At 72.9% G+C, this 21,521-nt stretch carries 16 protein-coding genes; 12 read left to right on the forward strand and 4 right to left on the reverse strand.

All coding sequences use genetic code 11. From position 1 onward, the window contains the following. Positions 1–4: 4 nt before the first annotated feature. On the forward strand, positions 5–1,435 hold the full coding sequence (locus ACILR4_RS14205) for an aldehyde dehydrogenase family protein (protein WP_395701519.1): 1,431 nt from the start codon (positions 5–7) through the stop codon (positions 1,433–1,435). Here ACILR4_RS14205 and ACILR4_RS14210 read toward each other — a convergent pair. Both ACILR4_RS14210 and ACILR4_RS14215 read right to left on the reverse strand, forming a co-directional pair. Continuing rightward, entirely contained in the window at positions 1,417–2,481 is a 1,065-nt protein-coding gene (locus ACILR4_RS14210) for a mechanosensitive ion channel family protein (protein ID WP_395701520.1), read from the reverse strand. The genes ACILR4_RS14205 and ACILR4_RS14210 overlap by 19 nt on opposite strands. Further along, positions 2,478–4,313, reverse strand: a complete 1,836-nt coding sequence (locus ACILR4_RS14215) for a glycoside hydrolase family 15 protein (protein ID WP_395701521.1) — start codon at positions 4,311–4,313, stop codon at positions 2,478–2,480. Before ACILR4_RS14215 ends, ACILR4_RS14210 begins: the two co-directional genes overlap by 4 nt. Positions 4,314–4,411: 98 nt before the next feature. Here ACILR4_RS14215 and ACILR4_RS14220 point away from each other — a divergent pair, with 98 nt between their 5' ends. The 6 genes from ACILR4_RS14220 (at position 4,412) to modC (ending at position 12,992) form a co-directional block, all read left to right on the forward strand. Next, on the forward strand, positions 4,412–6,799 hold the full coding sequence (locus ACILR4_RS14220; RefSeq protein WP_395701522.1) for a trehalose-6-phosphate synthase: 2,388 nt from the start codon (positions 4,412–4,414) through the stop codon (positions 6,797–6,799). Then, a complete protein-coding gene (gene otsB, locus ACILR4_RS14225; RefSeq protein WP_395701523.1) occupies positions 6,789–7,583 on the forward strand; it encodes a trehalose-phosphatase in 795 nt (264 codons plus the stop codon). Before ACILR4_RS14220 ends, otsB begins: the two co-directional genes overlap by 11 nt. A 42-nt stretch (positions 7,584–7,625) precedes the next feature. Continuing rightward, complete coding sequence (locus ACILR4_RS14230) at positions 7,626–10,292, forward strand: bifunctional acetate--CoA ligase family protein/GNAT family N-acetyltransferase (RefSeq protein WP_395701524.1); 2,667 nt, start codon at positions 7,626–7,628, stop codon at positions 10,290–10,292. 171 nt (positions 10,293–10,463) lie between these two features. Continuing rightward, a complete protein-coding gene (gene modA, locus ACILR4_RS14235) occupies positions 10,464–11,225 on the forward strand; it encodes a molybdate ABC transporter substrate-binding protein (protein ID WP_395701525.1) in 762 nt (253 codons plus the stop codon). Between the two features lie 7 nt (positions 11,226–11,232). Continuing rightward, the gene (gene modB / locus ACILR4_RS14240; RefSeq protein ID WP_395701526.1) at positions 11,233–11,913 is read left to right on the forward strand and encodes a molybdate ABC transporter permease subunit; all 681 of its coding nucleotides are present in this window, start codon (positions 11,233–11,235) and stop codon (positions 11,911–11,913) included. Continuing rightward, a complete protein-coding gene (gene modC, locus ACILR4_RS14245) occupies positions 11,910–12,992 on the forward strand; it encodes a molybdenum ABC transporter ATP-binding protein (protein ID WP_395701527.1) in 1,083 nt (360 codons plus the stop codon). The genes modB and modC overlap by 4 nt, the downstream gene beginning before the upstream one ends. A gap of 18 nt (positions 12,993–13,010) precedes the next feature. Here modC and ACILR4_RS14250 read toward each other — a convergent pair whose 3' ends face one another. Next, entirely contained in the window at positions 13,011–16,001 is a 2,991-nt protein-coding gene (locus ACILR4_RS14250) for an ATP-binding protein (protein ID WP_395701528.1), read from the reverse strand. A gap of 217 nt (positions 16,002–16,218) precedes the next feature. Between ACILR4_RS14250 and ACILR4_RS14255 the strand changes: the two genes are divergently transcribed. From ACILR4_RS14255 to ACILR4_RS14265, 3 genes are read left to right on the forward strand one after another with little or no spacing between them, the layout of a single operon-like run. Beyond that, positions 16,219–17,061 (forward strand): class I SAM-dependent methyltransferase, encoded by an 843-nt coding sequence (locus ACILR4_RS14255; RefSeq protein WP_395701529.1) that lies wholly within the window; start codon positions 16,219–16,221, stop codon positions 17,059–17,061. An 11-nt stretch (positions 17,062–17,072) separates the two neighbouring features. Next, positions 17,073–17,612 (forward strand): DUF3455 domain-containing protein, encoded by a 540-nt coding sequence (locus tag ACILR4_RS14260; RefSeq protein WP_395701530.1) that lies wholly within the window; start codon positions 17,073–17,075, stop codon positions 17,610–17,612. Between the two features lie 25 nt (positions 17,613–17,637). Beyond that, on the forward strand, positions 17,638–18,873 hold the full coding sequence (locus ACILR4_RS14265) for a vanadium-dependent haloperoxidase (protein ID WP_395701531.1): 1,236 nt from the start codon (positions 17,638–17,640) through the stop codon (positions 18,871–18,873). Between the two features lie 20 nt (positions 18,874–18,893). On the opposite strand, the gene ACILR4_RS14270 is transcribed toward ACILR4_RS14265, so the two are convergent. Further along, positions 18,894–19,898, reverse strand: coding sequence for an AraC family transcriptional regulator ligand-binding domain-containing protein (locus tag ACILR4_RS14270; RefSeq protein WP_395701532.1), 1,005 nt, complete (start codon positions 19,896–19,898; stop codon positions 18,894–18,896). A 122-nt stretch (positions 19,899–20,020) separates the two neighbouring features. Here ACILR4_RS14270 and ACILR4_RS14275 point away from each other — a divergent pair, with 122 nt between their 5' ends. Continuing rightward, entirely contained in the window at positions 20,021–20,422 is a 402-nt protein-coding gene (locus ACILR4_RS14275; RefSeq protein ID WP_395701533.1) for a carboxymuconolactone decarboxylase family protein, read from the forward strand. A 20-nt stretch (positions 20,423–20,442) separates the two neighbouring features. After that, positions 20,443–21,498 carry a 3-keto-5-aminohexanoate cleavage protein gene (locus ACILR4_RS14280; protein ID WP_395701534.1) on the forward strand — a complete coding sequence of 352 codons (1,056 nt, stop codon included), beginning with the start codon at positions 20,443–20,445 and terminating at the stop codon, positions 21,496–21,498. Positions 21,499–21,521: the final 23 nt, after the last annotated feature.

Below are 21,521 nucleotides of genomic sequence, written 5' to 3' on the forward strand. Positions count from 1 at the left end.
ACTCATGCGCGAATACCTGAAGTTCTACATCGACGGCCGCTGGGTCGAGCCCGCCGTCGCGAAGACGCTGGACGTCATCAACCCCGCCACCGAGAAGCCGGCCGGCCGCATCTCGATGGGCTCGGCCGCCGATGTCGATGCCGCGGTGAAGGCCGCACGCCGCGCCTTCGCGAGCTACTCGCAGACTTCCGTGGAGGAGCGCATCGCGCTGCTCGAGCGTGTCGTGGCCGAGTACCAGAAGCGTTATGCCGACATGGCCGCCGCCATCACCGAAGAGATGGGCGCGCCCGCCGCGCTGGCGCAGAAGGCGCAGGCCGCGATGGGCCTGGGCCACCTGCAGACGGCGCTGGCGGTGCTGAAGAACTACCACTTCCGCGAGGAACGCGGCACCACGCTGCTGGTGAAGGAGCCGATCGGCGTGTGCGGCCTGATCACGCCGTGGAACTGGCCGGTGAACCAGATCGCCTGCAAGGTGGCGCCGGCGCTGGCGGTGGGCTGCACGATGGTGCTGAAGCCTTCGGAGCTGTCGCCGTTCTCGGCCCAGGTCTGGACCGAGATCCTCGATGCCGCGGGCGTGCCCGCTGGCGTGTTCAACCTCGTCAACGGCGACGGGCCGACGGTGGGCGCGGCGATCGCCAGCCACCCGGAAGTGGACATGGTGTCCTTCACCGGCTCCACCCGCGCCGGCGTGGAAGTGGCGCGCAACGCGGCGCCCTCGGTCAAGCGCGTGCACCAGGAACTGGGCGGCAAGTCGCCCAACATCATCCTGCCCGATGCCGACTTCAAGCGCGCCGTCACCGCCGGCGTGCGCAGCGTGATGAGCAACTCCGGCCAGTCGTGCAACGCGCCCACGCGCATGCTGGTGCCGCGCGAGCGGCTCGACGAGGCGCTGGCCATCGCCAAGGCCGCGGCCGAGGCCACCACGGTGGGCGCGCCCGACAGCGGCGCGAGCGTCGGCCCGGTGATCTCGGCCACGCAGTGGGACAAGATCCAGACGCTCATCCACAAGGGCATCGAGCAGGGCGCCACCGTGGTGGCCGGCGGCCCCGGCAAGCCGGCGGGCCTGGAGACCGGCTACTACGTGAAGCCCACCGTGCTGGTGGTGAAGGACAACCAGAACATCGTCGCGCGCGAGGAGATCTTCGGCCCGGTGCTGACCGTCCTGCCCTACGACACGGTGGACGAGGCGGTGGCCATCGGCAACGACACGCCCTATGGCCTGGCGGCCTACGTGTCGGGCACCGATGTCGAGGCCACGCGCCGCGTCGCGTCGCGCCTGCGCGCGGGCCAGGTCAACATCAACAGCGCCGCGCCGGACCTGATGGCGCCCTTCGGCGGCTTCAAGCAGTCGGGCAATGGCCGCGAATGGGGCGACCACGCCTTCGCCGAGTTCCTGGAAGTGAAGGCGGTGCTGGGCTACGTGCCCAAGGCCTGAGCCGGCTCGCGCGGCAGTTCGGCGCGCAGCCGCGGCAGCGCCTGCGGATGGTGCTGGTGCAGGAAGGCGATCAGGCCTTCGCGCACCGCGCAGCGCAGGTCGAAGCAGGCACCCGATGACGCGGCACTGACCAGCACCCGCACCTGCATCGCGCGTTCGCTGGTCTCGGTGACCTGCACCACGCAGACGCGGCGATCCCAGTTCGGGTCGCGCTCGCACAGGCGCAGCGCCTCCGTGCGCAGTGCGGCCAGCGGTGTGCCGAAGTCCAGCCACAGCATCACCGTGCCCAGCAGCGCGGCATCGCGCCGCGTCCAGTTCTGGAACGGGTGCTCGATGAACCATTGCAGCGGGATGATCAGGCGCCGTTCGTCCCAGATGCGCAGCACCACGTAGGTGGCGCTGATCTCCTCGACACGGCCCCATTCGCCCTCGACGATCAGCACGTCGTCGATGCGGATGGGCTGCGCCATCGCGATCTGCAGGCCGGCCAGCAGGTTGCTGAAGACCGAGCGCGCGGCAATGCCCGCGACCAGTCCCACCACGCCGGCCGAGGCCAGGATGCTGGCGCCGACCTGCCGCGCCTCGGGAAACGACATCAGCATGAACGACAGGCCGATCGTGATGATCACGCCCACCGCGATGCGCCCCAGCACGCGGGTCTGCGTGTTGACGCGCCGCGCCGCCAGGTTGTCGGCCACGTCCACCGGGTGCAGCGCGATCACGCCTTCGGCCACGCCGCGCACCGCGGCCGCCAGCGTCCAGGTGCATGCTGCGATGAGCGCCAGCGCGCTGGCATGGCGCACCGCGCCGATGCCGCGCAGCGCGTCGTCGACACCCTGCCACACCAACTGCAGCGCCAGCACCGGCAGCAGCCAGGCCAGCGGCGCGTCGATGCGCCGCAGCACCGACGCCAGCAGCACCGTGCGGCTGCCCAGGCGCAGTGCCAGCGGCCGCAGCACGCGGTGCGCCACCCAGGCCAGCAGCGCACCCAGCCCGGCGGCCAGCAGCGCCGGGCCCCAGGCCTCGAGCCCTTGCGCGAGATTCATACCGCCGTGTCCCACGGCGCCGAGAGCCGCGTGGCGCCGTTGATGATGCCCACCATCGAGTAGGTCTGCGGGAAGTTGCCCCACAGCTCGCCGGTGGCGGGCGCCAGGTCCTCGCTCAGCAGGCCGACCGGGTTGCGCGCGGCCAGCAGCGCCTCGAAGGCCTCGCGCGCCTGGCCGTAGCGACCGATGCGCGCCAGCGCGTCGACGCGCCAGAACGAGCAGATGTTGAACGCCGTCTCGGGCTTGCCGAAGTCGTCGGCGGCCTCGTAGCGGCGCATGAAGTTGCCGTCGACCAGCGAGCGCTCCATCGCATCGACGGTGCTGATGAAGCGCGGGTCCTGCGGCGGCAGGAAGCCCACCTCGGACATCAGCAGCACGCTGGCATCGAGGTCGCGCCCGCCCAGGCTTTCGACGAAGGCCTGGCGCTCGGGATTCCAGGCCTGCTCGAGGATCAGCGCCCGGATCGTCGCGGCGCGGGCGTGCCACAGCTTCTGCCGCTCGGGCTGGTCCAGCACGCGGGCGATGCGGGCGAGCCGGTCGCAGGCCACCCAGCACATCAGCGCCGAGGAGGTGTGCACCCGGGCCCGCGTGCGCAGCTCCCAGATGCCGGCATCGGGCTGGTCGTGCAGTACCCAGGCGCGCTCGCCCATGGCCTCGAGCGCGAGGAAGTCGTGCAGGTCGCCGCGCTTGAGCAGCCGGTGGTCGTGGAAGGCCTGCGCCGCACCGAGCACGATGCCGCCGTACACATCGTGCTGGAAATGCTCGGCTGCCTGGTTGCCCACCCGCACCGGGCCCATGCCGCGATAACCCGCGACATGAGCGACCGTGGATTCCGGCAGCGCGTGCTCCAGCCCCAGCCCGTACAGCGGCTGCACATGGCCGGTGGTGGCGCCGCGCACCACCTCGTACAGCCAGCCGAGGTAGGTTTCCATCGTGCCCATCTCGGACAGGCTGTTGAGCGCGCGCACCACGAAGAACGCGTCGCGCAGCCAGCAGAAGCGGTAGTCCCAGTTGCGGCCGCTGTTCGGCGCCTCGGGCAGGCTGGTGGTCATGGCCGCGACGATGGCGCCGGTCTCCTCGAACTGGCACAGCTTCAGCGTGATGGCGGCGCGGATCACCGCGTCCTGCCACTCCAGCGGCACCGCCAGCCGGCGTGTCCAGTGGCGCCAGTAGCTGGCGGTGAGTTCCTCGAACTCGCGCGCGGTGTCGTCCACGTCGCCGCCCAGCGTCTCGTCCGGGCCCAGCAGCAGCGCCACCGGCCGGCTCAAGGTGAACCAGGTGCCATCGACCACGTAGGTGAGCGGCACGCTGGTGTTCAGCCGCAGTACCTGGTCGGGCAGCACGAAGCGCAGGTGGTGGCTGCCGCGCGTCAGCGCCACTGGCGCGGTGCCCCATTGCGCGCGTGGCTTGACCGTCATGCGCACACGCGGCCGGCCCTGCAGCGGCCGCACCCGGCGCACCAGCTGCGCGGGCCGGAACACGCGGTCGCGGTTGACGAAGCGCGGCGCGAAGTCGGTCACCTCGATGCCCTGGCCCTGGTCGTCCCACAGCTCGGTGCGCACGATCGCGGTGTTGGGTTCATAGCGTTGCACCTTACGGGCCAACCCTTGCAACTCGATCGTCATCGCGCCTTCCTCGGGCAGACCATCGGCGCTGTCGAGCAGCGCGTCGAACACCGGCGTGGAGTCGAAACGCGGCAGGCAGCACCAGACGATGCGCGCGCTGTCGTGCACCAGCGCGGCAATGCCGCAGTTGCCGATCAGGGCCAGGGCCAGGTCAGCCTGCGGCCGGGCAGGCATGCCGCTTGCCCCGGGTTGGCTAGGTGTTTGCATGGGAGAACGGATCGATGGTTGAACTTGTGGGTCGACTCGGTACTCGGAACCTGGATGAGCATAAAATTCCCCGCCATCCTCGCAGTAGAAGGGCCGGAATGGCATTGAAGACCATCCGACTGCAACTGCGATTCCTGCTGCCGCTGGTGGCCACGCTGATCGGCGCCTCCTACCTGGCAGTGCCCCTGATGGACCAGGTCACGCTGCGTTGGTTCAGTCGCGACCTCAACAGCCGCGGCCAGCTGGTGGCCAATGCGATGTCCGACAGCGTGGCCGACGCGCTGGCGGCCGGCCGCATGCAGCGGCTGCGCGACCTGCTGGAACGTACCGCGCAAGATGAGCGGCTGTTCGCGCTGGCCCTGTGCGGGCCCGACGGCCGGCTGCTGGCCGCCACCGAGCGCTACCCGGCCCAGCTCGACTGCACGCAGGCGCTGGAGATCTCGCAGCGCGCCACGCCCCAGCTGGCGCTGGCCGGCGGCGGCGTGCACGTGGGCATGCAGGAGATCTTCGGGCAGGCACCGACACCGGCACCCGCGCCGCCGGCCCGCGGTGGGCCGGTGACGCAGGTCGATGGTGCCGACGCGCTGCCGCCCGGCAGTGCGCTGCCGGACCCGGCGCCGCCACCGGCGGACGCGGCTGCCGCCGCGGCACCGGCCGAGATGCCGCAGATGCTGATGGGCCGCCTGGTGCTGCTGCACGACATGAGCTTCATCGACCGGCGCAGCCAGGACACGCGCCGCTACCTGATCGGGCTGATCACCGTTCTGGGCCTGGTGATCGCGGTGATCACGGTGGTCGTCGCGCAGCTGAGCTGGCGCGGCTGGGTCAACGGCGTGCGCGCCATCATGCGTGGCGAAGGCCTGCTCAAGCCGCTGCTGCCGGCGCCCGAGCTGGCACCGTTCGCCCACGACCTGCGCGAGCGGCTGCGCGAGCTGGAGGACGAATACCGCCGCGCGCTGGGCCCGGACCTGGCCTGGGACGCCGACCGCCTGCGCGCGCTGCTGCGCTCGCAGTTGAGCGGCGACCAGGTGATCGTCGTCTCCAACCGCGAGCCCTACATCCACGAGAAGGGTAGCGACGGGCAGGTCATCGTCAAGCGCCCGGCCAGCGGCCTGGTCACCGCGGTGGAGCCGGTGATGCGCGCCTGCTCGGGCACGTGGATCGCGCACGGCAGCGGCAGCGCCGACCGCGAGGTGGTCGACCGTGCCGACCGCGTGCGCGTGCCACCGGGCGAGGACGCCTACTGGCTGCGCCGCATCTGGCTCACGGCCGAGGAAGAAGCGGGTTATTACTACGGCTTCGCGAACGAAGGCATGTGGCCGCTGTGCCACGTGGCGCACGTGCGGCCGGTGTTCCGCGAATCGGACTGGGCCGCCTACCGCGAGGTGAACCAGCGCTTCGCCGATGCGGTGGTGGCCGAGGCGCGCAGCGAGGACCCGGTGGTGCTGGTGCAGGACTACCACTTCGCGCTGCTGCCGGCGATGGTGCGCGAGAAGCTGCCCAAGGCCACCATCCTGACCTTCTGGCACATCCCGTGGCCGAACCCCGAGTCGTTCGGCATCTGCCCCTGGCGGCGCGAGATCCTCACCGGCATGCTGGGCAGCACCATCCTCGGCTTTCACACCCGCTTCCACTGCAAGAATTTCATCGAGACCGTCGACCGCTTCCTCGAGGCGCGCATCGAGCACGAGCATTCGACCATCGCCTACCGCCGCAAGGAGACCTACGTCGAGAGCTACCCGATCTCGATCGAATGGCCCGGCGAGGCCGAGGTCGCCACCTGGGCGCCGGTGGACGAATGCCGCCGCCGCGTGATCGAGCGGCTGAAGCTGCCGGCCGACGCCTGCATTGCGCTGGGCATCGACCGCTTCGACTACACCAAGGGCATCCTCGAACGCCTGAACGCGGTGGAGCGCCTGCTGGAGAAATGGCCCGAATGGGTGGGTCGCTTCGTCTTCGTGCAGGTGGCCGCGCCCACGCGCAGCGCGCTGGACGAGTACCGCAGCTTCCAGGACCGGGTGCAGCGCGTCACCGAGCGCATCAACCGCCGCTTCGGCCGCCACGACTACCAGCCGGTGCACCTGCTGGCCACGCACCACGAGCATGACGCGGTGATGGAGCTGTGCCGCGCCGCGAACATCTGCGTCGTCACCAGCCTGCACGACGGCATGAACCTGGTGTGCAAGGAGTTCGTCGCCGCGCGCGACGATCTGCAGGGCGTGCTGGTGCTCAGCCGCTTCGCCGGGGCCGCGCGCGAGCTGTCCGAGGCGCTGATCGTGAACCCCTATCACGTGGAAGAAACGGCCGATGCGCTGCAGCGCGCGGCCACCATGCCGGCCGCCGAGCAGCGCGAGCGCATGGCCAGCCTGCGCAGCACGGTGCACGAGTTCAACGTGTTCCGCTGGGCCGGCCGCATGCTGTCCGACGCCGGCCGCTGGCGCCTGCGCGAGCGGGTGGAAGCACGGGTGCGCCGCCATGCCGCCTGAGGCACCGCTGGAGCCGCCCGCCGGCCTGCAGCACCTGTTCAGCCCCGAGGGCGACGTGGCGATGTCGCAGGCGCTGGCGCAGCGGCCGCTGCTGGCCTTCGACTTCGACGGCACGCTGGCGCCGATCGTGCCGCACCCGGACGACGCGCGCATCGCGCCCGCGGTGGCCGAGCGGCTGCAGGCGCTGATGCGCCGGCTGCCGGTGGCCATCGTCACCGGCCGCGCGGTGGACGATGTGCGCGGCCGCCTCGGCTTCGAGCCGAGCTACGTGGTCGGCAGCCATGGCGCGGAGGATGCGCTCGACCCGCAGGCCAGCGCCGCCTATGCGCAGGCGCTCGATGCGCTGCGTACGCTGCTGCGCGTGCAGCGCCCGGCGCTGGACGAATGCGGCGTGTGGGTGGAGGACAAGCGCCAGTCGATCGCGCTGCACTACCGCCAGTCGCCCGAGCGCGAGAGGGCGCAGGCGCTGATCCTCGAGCTGCTGTCCTGGCGCGAGGACGAGGTGCTGCGCATCTTCCCCGGCAAGATGGTGGTCAACGTGATGGCGCGCGAGGCACCGGACAAGGCCCATGCGATGCAGGCGCTGGTGGCGCGCAGCGGCGTGCGCTGTGCGCTGTTCGCCGGCGACGATGTCAACGACGAGCCGGTGTTCATCAGCGCCCCGCCGCACTGGCTGACGGTGCGCATCGGCCGCGACGCGCGGCCCACGCAGGCCCGTTTCTACCTCGACAGCCCGGCCGAGACCGCGCTGATGCTCGAACGCCTGCTGGCCCGGCTTGCGTGATCGCAAGCCCGCCGTCATGGGAGGCGCTTAACCTCGCGCCCCATGAGCATCCGCAACCTCGAATACCTGCTGGCCCCGGCTTCGGTGGCCGTGGTCGGCGCCTCCTCGCGCGCCGGCAGCGTCGGCGCCACCGTCTGGCGCAATGTCCGCGCCGGTGAGTTCGGCGGCCCAGTGTGGCCGGTGAACCCCTCGCACGAGCAGCTGGACGGCCAGCGCTGCTTCGCCCGCATCGCCGATCTGCCGCAGGCGCCCGAGCTGGCGCTGGTGTGCACGCCGCCGGCCACCGTGCCGGGCGTGATCAACGAGCTGGCCGCGCGCGGCTGCAAGGCCGCGGTGGTGATGACCGCGGGCCTGGACAAGGTGCAGAAGCAGGCCATGCTGGACGCCGCGCGGCCGGCGCTGCTGCGCATCCTGGGCCCCAACTGCCTGGGCCTGCTGGCGCCGCATGCGGGGCTGAACGCCAGCTTCGCGCACACCGAGGCGCTGCCGGGCGAGATCGCCTTCGTCTCGCAGTCGGGCGCCATCGTCACCGCGGTGCTCGACTGGGCGCGCTCGCGCCGCATCGGCCTGTCGTGCATGGTGTCGATGGGCGAGCATGCCGACGTCGACGTCGGCGACTTGCTGGACCACCTGGCCAGCGACCCGAAGACGCGCTCGATCCTGATGTACCTGGAATCGGTGGAGGCGCCGCGCAAGTTCATGTCGGCCGCGCGCGCCGCGGCACGCAACAAGCCGGTGATCGTCGTCAAGGCCGGGCGCGCCGGGCGCGGCATGGCAGCCGCGGCCTCGCACACCGGCGCGCTGGCCGGGTCGGACGCGGTGTACGACGCCGCCTTCCGCCGCGCCGGCATGCTGCGCGTGGACACGCTGCAGCAGCTGTTCATCGCCGCCGAGACGCTGGCGCGCTTCGGCGCCAACCGCGACGAGGTGCTGACGGTGATGACCAACGGCGGCGGTGCCGGCGTGATGGCGGCCGATGCCGCCGCGCTGGCCGGCATTCCGCTGGCCGAGCCCAGCGCTGCGCTGATCGAGCGCCTGGGCGCCGGCCTGCCCGGCACCTGGTCGCACGGCAACCCGGTGGACATCATCGGCGACGCGCCGGTCGAGCGCTACACCCACACGCTGAACACGCTGCTGGCCGACCCCGCGGCCGGCGCGGTGCTGTTCGTGCACGCGCCCACGGCCATCGTGCGCAGCGACGACATCGCGCGCGCCTGCGCGCCGATCGCACGCCAGGCCCGCCACCGGCTGCTGGCCTGCTGGCTGGGCGACGGCGCGGTGGCCGATGCGCGGCGCATCTTCCGCGAGGCCGGCATCGCCGACTTCGAGACGCCCGAGGACGCCGTGGCTGCCTTCGGCCTGCTGCGCACCTACCGCCGCAACCAGGCGCAGCTGATCGAGGCGCCCGGTGCCGCCCCGGTGGTGGCGGGCAATGCCGAGGCCGCGCGCACGCTGATGCAGCGCGCGCTGGCCGATGGCCGCACGATGCTGGACGAAGCCGAGGCCAAGCAGGTGCTGCAGGCCTACGGCATCCCGGTGGTCGAGACCCGCCGCGTCGCCGCCGAGGCGGAAGCCGCCGCGCAGGCCGCGCAGGCCTGCGGCTTTCCGGTGGCGCTGAAGATCCTGTCGCGCGACCTGAGCCACAAGTCCGACGTCGGCGGCGTGGCCCTGGACCTGCAGGACGCCGCGACGGTGCGCGAGGCCGCGCAAACGATGCTCGCGCGCATCGGCCGCATGCGGCCGGAGGCGCGGCTCGAAGGCTTCACCGTGCAGGCCATGGTGCGCCGGCCCCATGCGCAGGAGCTGATCGTCGGCGCCAGCGTCGACCCGCTGTTCGGCCCGGTGCTGCTGTTCGGCCAGGGCGGCACCGCGGTGGAACTGGTGGCCGACCGCGCGCTCGCGCTGCCGCCGCTGAACCGTGCGCTGGCACGCGAGCAGATCTCGCGCACCCGCGTCGCCAGACTGTTAGGCGGCTACCGCGACCGGCCGCCGGCGCAGCTGGACGCCATCGCCGATGCACTGGTGGCGCTGTCGCAGCTGCTGGCCGACCTGCCCGAGATCGCCGAGCTCGACATCAACCCGCTGTGGGCCGACGAGCAGGGCGTGATCGCGCTGGACGCGCGCATCCGCATCGATCCGCACGGACCGGCCGGCCGCGCGCACTTCGCGATCCTGCCGTACCCGGCCGAGCTGGAGGAAACCGTGTCCTGGCAGGGCGCGCCGCTGCTGCTGCGCCCGATCCGCCCCGAGGACGAGGCGATGCACCGCGAATTCCTCGAGTCGCTGGACCCCGAGGACCTGCGGCTGCGCCTGTTCAGCAGCCGGCGCGAGATGCCGCGCAGCGAGCTGGCGCGGCTGGTGCAGATCGACTACGCGCGCGAGATGGCCTTCGTCGCGGTGCGGGCGCAGGCCGATGGCACGCCGCGCATCATCGGCGTGGTGCGCGCCGTGAGCGACCCGGACAACGACGAGGCCGAGTTCGCCATCATCATCCGCTCGGACCTGCACCGCCAGGGCCTGGGCCGGCTGCTGATGCGCAAGATGATCGGCCACCTGCGCGCCAGCGGCACGCGCCGCATGGTCGGCGAGGTGCTGCCCGAGAACCGCAGCATGAGCGCGCTGGCGCAGGCCGTGGGCCTGCAGGCCGAAGGCGTGCACCGCGGCGGGGAAGGGCGGTTGTTCGCGATGGCGCTGCAGGCGCGGGACTAGCCGGGCAGGACATCGGACGGCGCGGCCGGCGGCCTGCGCTTCGCCGGTTGGGGTGTCGGGCACCTCGTTATAAACTCCCGTATACATCGGAACCACAGCAGCCGGCCCTGCCGATGACGCGACGCCCTGCGGGATGCTCGCCGTGGCCGCATGAACGTGCAGGACAGGACGATGCCGATCAACCCCCGCGCCGCGCGCGCGCTGGCCGCCGCGCTGCTGGCACTGCCCGGCGCGGCCGCCCGCGCCGACGACGTGACGGTGGCCGTGGCCGCCAACTTCGCCGGCCCGCTGGCCCGCATCGCCGAAGGCTTCACGGCCGCCACCGGCCACACGCTGAAGCTGTCGTCCGGCGCCACCGGCAAGTTCCACGCGCAGATCGTCGCCGGCGCGCCGTTCCAGGTGCTGATCGCCGCCGACGACGAGACACCGAAGAAGCTGATCGCCGAGGGCCACGCGGTGGCCGGCAGCAACTTCACCTACGCCATCGGCAAGCTGGTGCTGTGGAGCGCGCAGCCGGGCTTCGTCGACGACCAGGGGGCGGTGCTCGGCACGGGCCGGTTCGCGCACCTGGCGATCGCGAACCCGAAGATCGCGCCCTACGGCCAGGCCGGCCTGGCAGTGCTGAAGGCGCGTGGCCTGGCCGATGCGGTGGCGCCCCGGCTGGTCACGGCCGAGAGCATCGGGCAGGCCTACCAGTTCGTGGCCACCGGCAATGCCGAACTGGGCTTCGTGGCGCTGTCGCAGGTGGTGGTGCCGGGCAAGCCGGTGACGGGCTCGTACTGGGTCGTGCCGGCCTCGCTGTATGGCGAGATCCGGCAGGACGCGGTGCTGCTCAAGCCTGGCGAGAAGAGCGCCGCCGCGGCCGCCTTGCTGGCCTACCTGAAGGGCCCGGCGGCCCAGGCCGTGATCCAGGCCTACGGCTACGGGCATTGACACGCCGATGACGCCGGCCGACTGGAGCGCGATCCGCCTCACGGCCCAGCTGGCAGCATGCACCACCGTGCTGCTGCTGCTGGTCGGTGCGCCGCTGGCCTGGTGGCTGGCCCGCACGCGCTCGGCGTGGAAGCCGCTGTGGGCCTCGGTGGTGGCCCTGCCGCTGGTGCTGCCGCCGTCGGTGCTGGGCTTCTACCTGCTGCTGCTGATGGGCCCGCAGGGGCCGGTGGGCCAGCTCACGCAGGCCCTGGGCTGGGGCCGGCTGCCCTTCAGCTTCGGCGGGCTGCTGCTGGCCTCGGTGCTGTACTCCATGCCCTTCGTCGTGCAGCCGCTGCAGCAGGCCTTCGAGGCGATCCCCGAGCGCACGCTGGAGGCCGCCGCCACGCTGCGCGCCGGCCCCTGGGACCGCTTCTTCAGCGTGGTGCTGCCGCAGGCGCGGCCGGGCCTGCTGACGGCCAGCGTGCTCGGCTTCGCGCACACGGTGGGCGAGTTCGGCGTGGTGCTGATGATCGGCGGCAACATCCCGGGCAGCACGCGGGTGCTGTCGGTGGCGATCTACGAGCATGTCGAGGCCACCGAGTTCGCCGATGCGCACCGCCTGGCCGCCGGCATGGTGGTGTTCGCGCTGGTGGTGCTGGTCACGCTGTACGTGGTGAACCGGCCGCCGCGCGAGAAGGCCGCCCGATGATCGAGGCCCAGCTGCACCTGGCGCGGCCGGGCTTCGCGCTCGAGCTGTCGCTGGCGCTGCCGGACCAGGGCGTCAGCGTGCTGTTCGGCCCCTCGGGCTGCGGCAAGACGACGGTGCTGCGGGCGCTGGCCGGGCTGGAGCGGGCCGCCGGCCGCGTGGTGGTGGCGGGCGAGCGCTGGCAGGACGACGCCAGCGGCCACTGGCTGCCGACCCACCGCCGCCCGCTGGGCTACGTGATCCAGGAAGCGGCGCTGTTCCCGCACCTGGACGTGCGGCGCAACCTGGACTATGGCCGGCGGCGCATCGCGACATCGGCGCAGCGCATTGCGCTGGACCAGGTGGTCGAGCTGCTGGGCCTTGGCGCGCTGATGTCGCGCCGGCCGGCCACGCTGTCCGGCGGCGAGCGCCAGCGCGTGGCCATCGCCCGCGCGCTGGCCACCAGCCCGCAGCTGCTGCTGATGGACGAGCCGCTGGCCGCGCTGGACGCCGCGCGCAAGGCCGAGATCCTGCCCTACCTGGAGCGCCTGCACCGCACGCTGGCGCTGCCCATCGTCTACGTGACCCATGCGATGGACGAGGTGGCCCGCCTGGCCGACCACCTGGTGCTGATGGACGCGGGCCGCGTGCGCGCCGCCGGCCCGCTGGCCGAGCTGCTGTCGCGCGTGGACCTGCCGCTGGGCCGCCAGGACGAGGCCGGCGTGGTGATCGAGGCCGAGCTGCTGGCGCACGACACGGCCTACGCGCTGTCGCGCATCGGCTTTGCCGGCGGTACGCTGTGGCTGGGCGCCGCGCCGCAGGCTGTCGGCGAACGGGTGCGCGCACGGGTGCTGGCACGCGATGTGAGCGTCACCCGCCAGCCGCCGGCCGAGACCAGCATCCTGAACGTGCTGCCGGTGCGGCTGGAAGCGCTGCAGGCCGAAGGTGGCACCGCGCTGCTGCGCCTGGCGGTGGGTCCGCCGCCGGCGGGCAGCCGCGGTGTGCACCTGCTGGCGCGCATCACCCGCAAGAGCTGCGATGCGCTGCACCTGGCGCCGGGCGACCTGCTCTACGCGCAGGTCAAGGGCGTGGCGCTGATGTAGCCCGACACCGGCCGCCGGTCAGGCCGCCGCGCCGGCCGCGGGGGGCGCCAGCAGCGCGCCGTAGCCCGTGGCGGCGCCGGCGATCGTGCGGTGGACGAGCTCTTCGAGCGTCAGCATCAGCGGCGGGTCGTCTGCCGGCTCGCCCCACAGCGCCAGCGTCCGGCGCATGCGGTCGCGGTCCGGCGCGGTGGTGAGCGGGTGACGCGCCGCCAGCGCCAGCACGCGGCGTGCGGCCGGGCGTTCGCCCTGGGCTTCCAGCGTCTCGGCCAGCGGCAGCAGGCCGATGCTGAGCAGCGACTGCGCACCCAGCGCCAGCGCCAGCTGCAGCGCGGCGGCGGTGTGCTGGCGCGCCTCGGCCCAGTGGCCGCGGCGCAGCGCCAGGCGGGCCATCACCTGCAGCATCCAGATCTCGATGCTCTTGTAGCCATGCAGGCGGCTCGCGGCCAGGTTGCGCTCGGCCAGGGCCTGCGCGCGAACCAGGTCGCCGCGGTCCAGCGCGGTGTCGGCCAGGTTGGCCAGCAGGTAGCCCTGGGTGCCCACCAGGCCCTCGCGTTCGCACAGCGCCAGTCCTTCCTCGAAGTGGGCCTGCGCGGCGTCCAGGTCCTGCCGCACCAGGTGCAGCGTGCCGAGGTGGTTCAGGCACAGCGCGATGTTGGCGTGCGCGCCGGCGCGGCGCAGCATCACCAGCGCGGCCTGCGACAGGCGCAGCGCCTCGTCGTAGCGGCCGGCGTGCTTCTCGACGATGGCCCGGTTGTCCAGCATGCCGGCGGCGCTGAGCGTGTCGCCGGACTCGACCGCCGCCTCGTGCGCATGGCCGAAGTGGATGCGGGCACGGTCCAGCCGGCCCAGCTGCAGGTGCGCGGCGCCCAGCAGACGATGGCATTGGGCCCAGGCCCGCTGGTCTTCGTTGCCGGCTTCGGTGGCCAGCAGCGCTTCGGCTTCGATGATGGCTTCCTCGTAGCGGTCCAGCCGGTAGGCCAGGTGTGCCGCATAGGCCAGCAGCCGCGCCTGCACGCGGGGCTCCAGCGCCAGCGCGGGGGCTTGCGCCGCATCCGCCAGCAGCCCGCGCCCCTCGGCCGCGCGGCCGCGGTGGTCGCAGTGGTGCATCAGCCCCACGGCGCTGCGGCCGATCAGCTCGCAGAGGCCGGCCTGGGCGGCATGGACCCAGGCGGCGCGGAGGTTCTCGAACTCGAGGTCGGTCTCGCGCATCGCCTCGCGGTCGGCCCGCCGCAACAGCGGCGCCAGCGTGGCCAGTCGGTTCAGGTAATGCTCGGCGTGCGCGGTGGCCGCCTGCTGCTGCTCGGGCCCGGGCGCCAGGCGTTCGGCCGCGAACTGCTGCAACAGCGGATGCAGTTGCAGGCGGCCGCCGTCGGCCTTGCGCAGCAGCGAGCGGTCGGCCAGCGAGGCCAGCACCGGCGGCGAGGCGCCGGCCACCTGGCGCGCGGCAGCGGCACTGAAGCCGCCCCGGCATACCGACAGCGCGGCCAGCGCGCGCCGTTCGGCCTCGCCCAGCTGCGACCACGATTGCTCGAACACCGCCGCGATGCTGGCCTGCCGCGCCGGCCGCGTGGGGTCGGCGGTGCTGAGCAGCTCGGTGCCACGGCGCAGCTCGTCGGCGATGGCCGCGCAGGGCATCGCGCGGGTCCAGGCCGCCGCCAGCTCCAGCGCTAGCGGCAGGCCGTCCACCAGGCGGCAGATCTCGGCGATGGCCGCGCCCTCGGCCGCCGGCGCGAAGCCCGGCTCCACCCGCTGTGCGGCGCGGATGAACAGCCGCGTGGCGTCGAAGGCCTCCAGCCGGTCTTCGTCCTCGGCATCGGGGCAGGGCAGTCCCTGCAGCGGGAACAGCTGCTCCTCGGCCAGCGCCAGCCGCACGCGCGAGGTGGCGATGACGGTGAGGCCCGGGCAGGCCTGCAGCAGCCGGGCCAGCAGCTGGGGCGCGCCGGCCAGGTGCTCGAGGTTGTCCAGCACCAGCAGCAGCTGCCGCGGCTTCAGCGCGGCGACCAGCTCCGCCAGCGCCTCGCCGCGGCCGGCCAGCGGGACGCTCATTTCGCGTGCCAGGCGCGGCGCGATCTGCGTCGCGTCTGGCAGGTCTTCCAGCGGCACGAACACCGCGCCATCGGCATGGCCGGCCTCGAGCTCGTCGAGCGCCTGCCGGGCCAGCCGCGTCTTGCCGATGCCGCCGGGGCCGAGCAGAGTGAGCAGCCGGCAGCCGCCGGGCTGCAGCCAGGCGCGGATGCGCTGCAGCTCGGCCGAGCGGCCGATGAAGCCGTCGTCGGCCGCGCTGCGCGGCGCCGCGGGCGCTGCGGCCGGCACGCCGCTGGCGGCGCGGCCCGACCATTGCGCATGCCAGGCGCGCAGCTCGGCCGAAGGCTCGACCTCCAGCTCCTGCCGCAGCCGCGCGACGAAGTCCTGCCAGGCGGCTGCTGCCCGTGCCGGCTGGCCCGCCTGCAGCAGGGCCTGGGCATGCAGCCGCAGCGCCGCCTCGTCGAAGGCATCGAGGCCGAGCACTTCAGCCGATAGCGCGATGCGCCGTGCGGGTTCGTCCAGCGTGGGCAGCAGGTCCAGCGCGGCGCCGCGCCACAGGCTGCGCAGCCGGTCGCGCTCCTGCTGCAGCCATTGCGTCCAGGCCTCGTTGGCCGAATCGTCGAAGCCGGCCAGGAACTCGCCGCGGCGCAGCGCCAGCGCCTCGGCGCTGCGGCCTTCGCGCAGCGCCTGCTCGAAGGCGGCGACGTCGGTGGCGGCGTCGAACTTCAGCGCATTGCCCTGGCTCTCGATGGCCGGCGCCCAGGGCAGCTCCTGCAGCCGATGCAAGGCCTTGCGCACATTGGTGTAGGCCAGCTTGTCGGGCTGCTCGGGCCACAGCAGCGCCGCCAGTTCGCTGCGCGGCACCCAGCCGCCGCGCAGCGCCAGGCAGGCCAGCAACTGGTGACGTCGCTCGAACGGCAGGGTCTCGGCGCTGCCGTCGATCACGAGCGAGGGCGCGCCGAAAAGGTGCAGGGCGATGGCCATCGCGGGCAGGGCTGGACGGGGAGGGGATTGGTGGCACGGATGGTAGTCGGCGTGCCGTCCGACGTCGACCCGCACGGGCGCTGTGGCGGCGCTTGAAACACGGCTGAAACAGCGCGGAACGTCGGTGGAACGCCGGTCTCGCGACCATGCGTCCCGTCGATCGAAGCCCTGTCCGGCCAGCTCGACATCCCGCCCTCAACCTGAACGGAAACCCCCCATGAACTCTGCTGTCCTCCAGACCCCCGCCGCTCCCGCCACGCCCGACCTGGCCGCCATCAAGCTGCGCCAGCAGGCCACCTGGGCCAGCGGCGACTACGCCGTCGTCGGCACCACGCTGCAGCTGGTCGGCGAACTGCTGGCCGAAGCCTGCGACGTGCTGGCCGGCGAGCGCGTGCTCGACGTGGCCGCCGGCAACGGCAACGTCACGCTGGCCGCGGCGCGCCGCTTCGCCCGCGTCACCTCCACCGACTACGCGCCCACGCTGCTGGCCAAGGGCCGGCTGCGCGCCGAGGCCGAAGGCCTGGCGGTGCACTTCCAGACCGCCGATGTCGAAGCGCTGCCGTTTGCCGATGGCAGCTTCGACGCCGTGCTGTCCACCTTCGGCTGCATGTTCGCGCCGGACCATGCCCGCACGGCCAGCGAGATGCTGCGCGTGACGCGCTCCGGCGGCCGCATCGGCATGGCCAACTGGACGCCGGACGGCTTTGTCGGCCGCATGTTCAAGACCATCGGCAAGCACCTGCCGCCGCCGGCCGGGCTGCAGAGCCCGGCGCTGTGGGGCACCGAGGCGCACCTGCAGGCACTGTTTGGCGCGGACGCCTCGGACATCCAGGTGCAGCGCAGGCATTTCAAGTTCCGCTACGCCTCGGCCGCGCACTGGCTGCGCATCTTCCGCGACTTCTACGGCCCCACGCACAAGGCCTTCGCGGCGCTGGACGACAACGGCCAGCAGGCGCTGGCCCAGGACCTGGAGGCGCTGCTCGGCTCGCTGAACATCGCCGGCCCGGATTCGCTGGTGGTTCCCAGCGAGTACCTCGAGATCGTGATCACCAAGCGCTGAGCCAAGCCATGATGCACCGACCCCTTCCGCGCTTCGAGCGGCGCTGCGTCGCGGCCGGGCTGCTGGTGGCGCTGCTGGCGGCCTGTGCGGCCGTGCCGCAGGGCGTGCCCGCGCCGCTGCAACCCGGCGGCAGCAGCTCGCCGGCGCTGACCCTGGCCGCCCGCGGCGTGCAGGTCTACGAGTGCCGCAGCGCCGGCACCGCCGCGGCGCCGGCCTGGGCCTTCGTGGCCCCGGAGGCCGAGCTGCTGGACGCGCAGGGCCGGCTGGCCGGCCACCATGGCGCCGGGCCGTTCTGGCAGCTGCGCGACGGCAGCCGCATTGCGGGCAGCGTCGCGGCGCGTGCGGACGCGCCCGAGCCCGGCGCGATCCCGTGGCTGCTGCTGACGGCCCGCGCCGAGTCGGCGCCCGGCGCGCTGGCGGCGGTGACGCATGTGCAGCGCATCAACACCCGCGGCGGCGTGGCACCGGCCACAGGCTGCAGCCCCGCGACCCTGGGCGCGCAGGCCCGCGTGGCCTACCGCGCCGACTACCGATTCCTCGTCGCCCGCTGAGGCGACCCTTTCAAGGACCATCGACATGACTCCCTCGATCCGACCCCTGGCCATGCGCCTTGCGCTGGCTGCCACGCTGGCGGCGGGCTGGCACCTGCCGGCGCAGGCCGACGCCGTCACCGACTGGAACGCGCGCAGCGCCACGCTGATCGCCGACAGCAAGCTCGGCACGCCGCCGGCCGTGCGCGTGATGGCGCTGGTGCAGACGGCCGCGCATGCGGCGGCCAGCGCCATCGACCCCGCGGCCGGGCCCAGCGCCTTTGCGCCCGAGGCGGCGCCGGGTGCCTCGGCCGACGCGGCGATCGCGGCGGCGCACCGCGCCGTCTTTTCGCGCCTGCTGCCGGCACAGCAGGCCGCCATCGACGCGGCCTACCAGGCGGCGCTGGCCGCCGTGCCGGAAGGGCCGGCCCGGCAGGCCGGCATCGCGGTGGGCGAGAAGGCCGCCGCACGGGTGTTCGCATTGCGCGCGGCCGATGCCATCGGCGGCGACGACTACCGCCCGCACACCGGCCCCGGCGCCTACGTGCCCACCGCCACGCCGGCCGCGCTGCCGTGGCCGCAGCGCAAGCCCTGGCTGCTGGCCAGTGCCGCGCAGCTGCGCCCCGAAGGCCCGCCCGCGCTGGGCAGCGAGCGCTGGGCGCGCGACTTCAACGAGGTGAAGGCCCTCGGCAGCCGCAGCAGCAGCCAGCGCACGCCCGAGCAACTGGAAGTCGCGCGCTTCTGGGAATACTCGCTGCCGGCCATCTACCACGGCGTGCTGCAGTCGGTGGCGCAGCAGCCCGGCCGCAGCCTGGCGGCCAATGCGCGGCTGTATGCCGCCGCGGCGCAGGCGATGGACGATGCGCTGGTCGCGGTGTTCGACGCGAAGTACACCTACAACTTCTGGCGCCCGGTGACCGCCATCCGCAACGGCGATGCCGACGGCAACGACGCCACCACGCGCGATGCCGGCTGGAGCCCGCTGATCGACACGCCCATGCACCCCGAGTACCCCAGCGCGCACAGCATCCTGGCCGCCGCGGTGGGCGAGGTGCTGAAGGCCGAGGTCGGGTCGGAGCCCATGCCGCTGCTGGCCACCAGCAGCCCCAGCGCGAAGGGCGCGACGCGCCAGTGGCGCAGCGTCGACGACTTCGTGCGTGAGGTCGGCAACGCGCGCGTCTGGGAAGGCGTGCACTACCGCTTCTCGACCGAGGTGGGCCAGGCGATGGGCCGGCGCATCGGCGAGATCGCGGCGCAGCGCCTGCTGCCGCCGGTGCCTTGAGTGGACGTGCTTTTTGAATGCTATCGGCCGGCGTCGCGCCCGCGCAGCAGCGTGCGCGCCGCGTGGCCGAAGCGGGCGCGGTGCCAGCGCGAGAACGCGCTGGCCTCCGAGAAGCCCAGCAGCGCGGCCACCTCGCCCAGCGGCCGCGCGCCGTCCTTCAGGTAGCGCGCCAGCAGCTCGCCGCGCACGCCGTCCACCAGCGCGCTGAAGCTGGCGCCTTCGGCCGCCAGGTGGCGCGCGACGGTGCGGCGGTCCACGCCCAGGTGCTGCGCCACGGTCTCGACGCGGCAGTGGCCGCGCGGCAGCAGCAGCACGATGAGCTCGCGCACCCGGTCCACCGCGCGCGGGCGCTGGCGCGGCACCTGGGCCAGCAGGCGCTGCGTGTAGCGTGACATCACCGGGTCGGCGCCGGGGTTCGGCGCGTCCAGGTCGGCGCTGTTGCAGACGATGCCGTCGAACTCGTGGCCGAACTCCACCGCGCTGCCGAACACGCGCCGGTGCACCGCCAGCTTCGCCGGCGCGCGGTGCGTGAAGCACACCAGCCGCGGCCGCCAGTGCGCGCCCATGAACAGCGACAGCACCCGGTAGGTGACGCCCACCACCAGCTCCACCGCCTGGCGCCGCGCGGGCTGGCCTTCGGTGTCGAGCTGCTCGCGCAATGTGACCAGGCCGCCGAGCTCTTCCACCCGCAGCGACAGCGCCTCGTTCTGCAGGTGCAGGTGGCCGGTGATGGCCTCGAGCGCGCTGCGCAGCGTGGGCTCGTCGCGCACCAGCAGGCCCAGCGGGCCGAGGTTCGAGAGCTGCCGCGTCTCGGCCATGCGCAGGCCGAAGGCCGGCTCGCGGCCGCGCTCGGCCGCCAGCTCCAGCAGCTGGCCGACGCGGCGCGCCGGCACCATCAGGTCGGGCTCGTCCAGCGCGGCCGTGGGCAGGCCCACCTCGCGCAGCAGCGCGCGCGGCGCCAGGCCGCAGGCCGCGCACAGCTCGGCAAAGCGGGTCAGGCTGGCACTGCGGACCAGGGCGGTCATCGGCTCGTCAGGGGAATTCCGGGGTGTCCCGAAATGGTAAGTCGATGTCCCGATTCGTCAAGTACGAATTGACCCGAACTCAAACAATGGCGCCCATCCCAGCCACCCGAGCCGAGCCCGCGATGACACCGCCCACCCCGCCAGAAACCGCGACGCCGCTGTGCGACCAGCTGCGCCGCGCCGGCCACTGGAACCCGCTGTGGGACCCGTTCTACCAGCTCGACCCGGCGTGGACCGAGCGCTTCATCGCGATGGGGATGATGCCGATGCGCAGCGGCGTGCTCGATGCCAAGACCATCGAGTTCATCGCCATCGCGGTGGATGCCTCGTGCACCCACCTGTATGCACCGGGCGTGCGCCGCCACATCCGCCAGGCGCTGGCGCTGGGCGCCACGCCGGCCGAGATCACCGCGGTGCTGCAGTGCGTGTCGGTGCTCGGCATCCACACGATGAGCGTGGGCGCCCCGATCCTGCTCGAAGAACTTGCCGCGCTGGAAGCAGCGCAACCCGCCACCCCGGCCTGACCCCCAACGAAGGACCCACCATGCAATTCCTCGACGATTCCCTGCTGCCCGAGAACCAGGCCCCGCTGGTGATCCAGGTCGCGCCCTACGGCCCGCAGTTCCTGCCCGGCGATTCGGACGACATCCCGGTCACGATGGCCGAGCAGGTGCAGAAGGCGGTGGACTGCTGGAACGCCGGCGCCACCGTGCTGCACGTGCATGTGCGCGAGGCCGACGGCCGCGGCAGCAAGCGTCTGTCGATGTTCAACGAGATGCTGGCCCGCCTGCGCGAGGCGGTGCCGCAGATGGTGCTGCAGGTCGGCGGCTCGATCTCCTTCGCGCCCGAAGGCGAGGGCGCGCAGGCCAAGTGGCTGACCGACGACACGCGCCACATGCTGGCCGAGCTGGACCCGCGGCCCGACCAGGTGACGATCGCGATCAACACCAACCAGATGAACGTGACCGAGCTGCTGACGGCCGAGGACTGCGGCGACACCACGCTCGGCCAGGCCGCGTACTTCCAGGCCTACAAGGAGATGTGGATTCCCTCCGGCCCGGCCTTCGTGGAAGAGCACCTGCGCCGCCTGCAGGCGGCCGGCATCCAGCCGCACTTCATGCTCGGCGACGTGGGCCAGCTCGAGACGGTGGAACGCCTGGTGCGCCGCGGCGTCTACACCGGCCCGCTGGTGCTGAACTGGGTGGCCATCGGCGGCGGCGCCGACGGGCCCAACCCGCGCAACCTGATGGAGTTCATCAACCGCTGCCCCGAGCATGCGGTGCTGACGGTGGAGGGCCTGATGCGCCACGTGCTGCCGCTGAACACCATGGCCATCGCGATGGGCCTGCATGTGCGCGTGGGCATCGAGGACAACCTGTGGGGCGCGCGCGGTGAGCGCATCAGCTCGGTGCAGCAGGTCGAGCAGATGGCGCGCATCGCGCGCGAGCTGCACCGCCCGGTGGCGAGCGGCTCGGAAGCGCGCCAGCTCTACCGCCTTGGCGAGCACTACGCCACCGCCGACGAGACGCTGGCCCGCGTGGGCTGGCTGCCCAACCGCCAGCCGGGCCAGCGCGGCACGCCGCTGCGCCGTGCTGCCTGAGTTCCTAGCATACAACAGGAGAC

This window comes from Aquabacterium sp. (assembly GCF_044226965.1).
Classification (GTDB): Bacteria; Pseudomonadota; Gammaproteobacteria; order Burkholderiales; family Burkholderiaceae_C; genus Pseudaquabacterium.

Excerpts from the sequence above, each read along its gene's own strand:
- ACILR4_RS14205 (WP_395701519.1), top strand. The coding sequence starts at position 5 with ATGCGCGAATACCTGAAGTTCTACATCGACGGCCGCTGGGTCGAGCCC.
- modB (WP_395701526.1), top strand. The coding sequence starts at position 11,233 with ATGACGCCGGCCGACTGGAGCGCGATCCGCCTCACGGCCCAGCTGGCA.
- ACILR4_RS14265 (WP_395701531.1), top strand. The coding sequence starts at position 17,638 with ATGACTCCCTCGATCCGACCCCTGGCCATGCGCCTTGCGCTGGCTGCC.
- ACILR4_RS14250 (WP_395701528.1), bottom strand. The coding sequence starts at position 16,001 with ATGGCCATCGCCCTGCACCTTTTCGGCGCGCCCTCGCTCGTGATCGAC.
- modC (WP_395701527.1), top strand. The coding sequence starts at position 11,910 with ATGATCGAGGCCCAGCTGCACCTGGCGCGGCCGGGCTTCGCGCTCGAG.
- ACILR4_RS14220 (WP_395701522.1), top strand. The coding sequence starts at position 4,412 with ATGGCATTGAAGACCATCCGACTGCAACTGCGATTCCTGCTGCCGCTG.
- ACILR4_RS14255 (WP_395701529.1), top strand. The coding sequence starts at position 16,219 with ATGAACTCTGCTGTCCTCCAGACCCCCGCCGCTCCCGCCACGCCCGAC.
- ACILR4_RS14275 (WP_395701533.1), top strand. The coding sequence starts at position 20,021 with ATGACACCGCCCACCCCGCCAGAAACCGCGACGCCGCTGTGCGACCAG.
- ACILR4_RS14280 (WP_395701534.1), top strand. The coding sequence starts at position 20,443 with ATGCAATTCCTCGACGATTCCCTGCTGCCCGAGAACCAGGCCCCGCTG.
- ACILR4_RS14210 (WP_395701520.1), bottom strand. The coding sequence starts at position 2,481 with ATGAATCTCGCGCAAGGGCTCGAGGCCTGGGGCCCGGCGCTGCTGGCC.
- ACILR4_RS14260 (WP_395701530.1), top strand. The coding sequence starts at position 17,073 with ATGCACCGACCCCTTCCGCGCTTCGAGCGGCGCTGCGTCGCGGCCGGG.
- ACILR4_RS14270 (WP_395701532.1), bottom strand. The coding sequence starts at position 19,898 with ATGACCGCCCTGGTCCGCAGTGCCAGCCTGACCCGCTTTGCCGAGCTG.
- modA (WP_395701525.1), top strand. The coding sequence starts at position 10,464 with ATGCCGATCAACCCCCGCGCCGCGCGCGCGCTGGCCGCCGCGCTGCTG.
- ACILR4_RS14215 (WP_395701521.1), bottom strand. The coding sequence starts at position 4,313 with ATGCAAACACCTAGCCAACCCGGGGCAAGCGGCATGCCTGCCCGGCCG.
- ACILR4_RS14230 (WP_395701524.1), top strand. The coding sequence starts at position 7,626 with ATGAGCATCCGCAACCTCGAATACCTGCTGGCCCCGGCTTCGGTGGCC.
- otsB (WP_395701523.1), top strand. The coding sequence starts at position 6,789 with ATGCCGCCTGAGGCACCGCTGGAGCCGCCCGCCGGCCTGCAGCACCTG.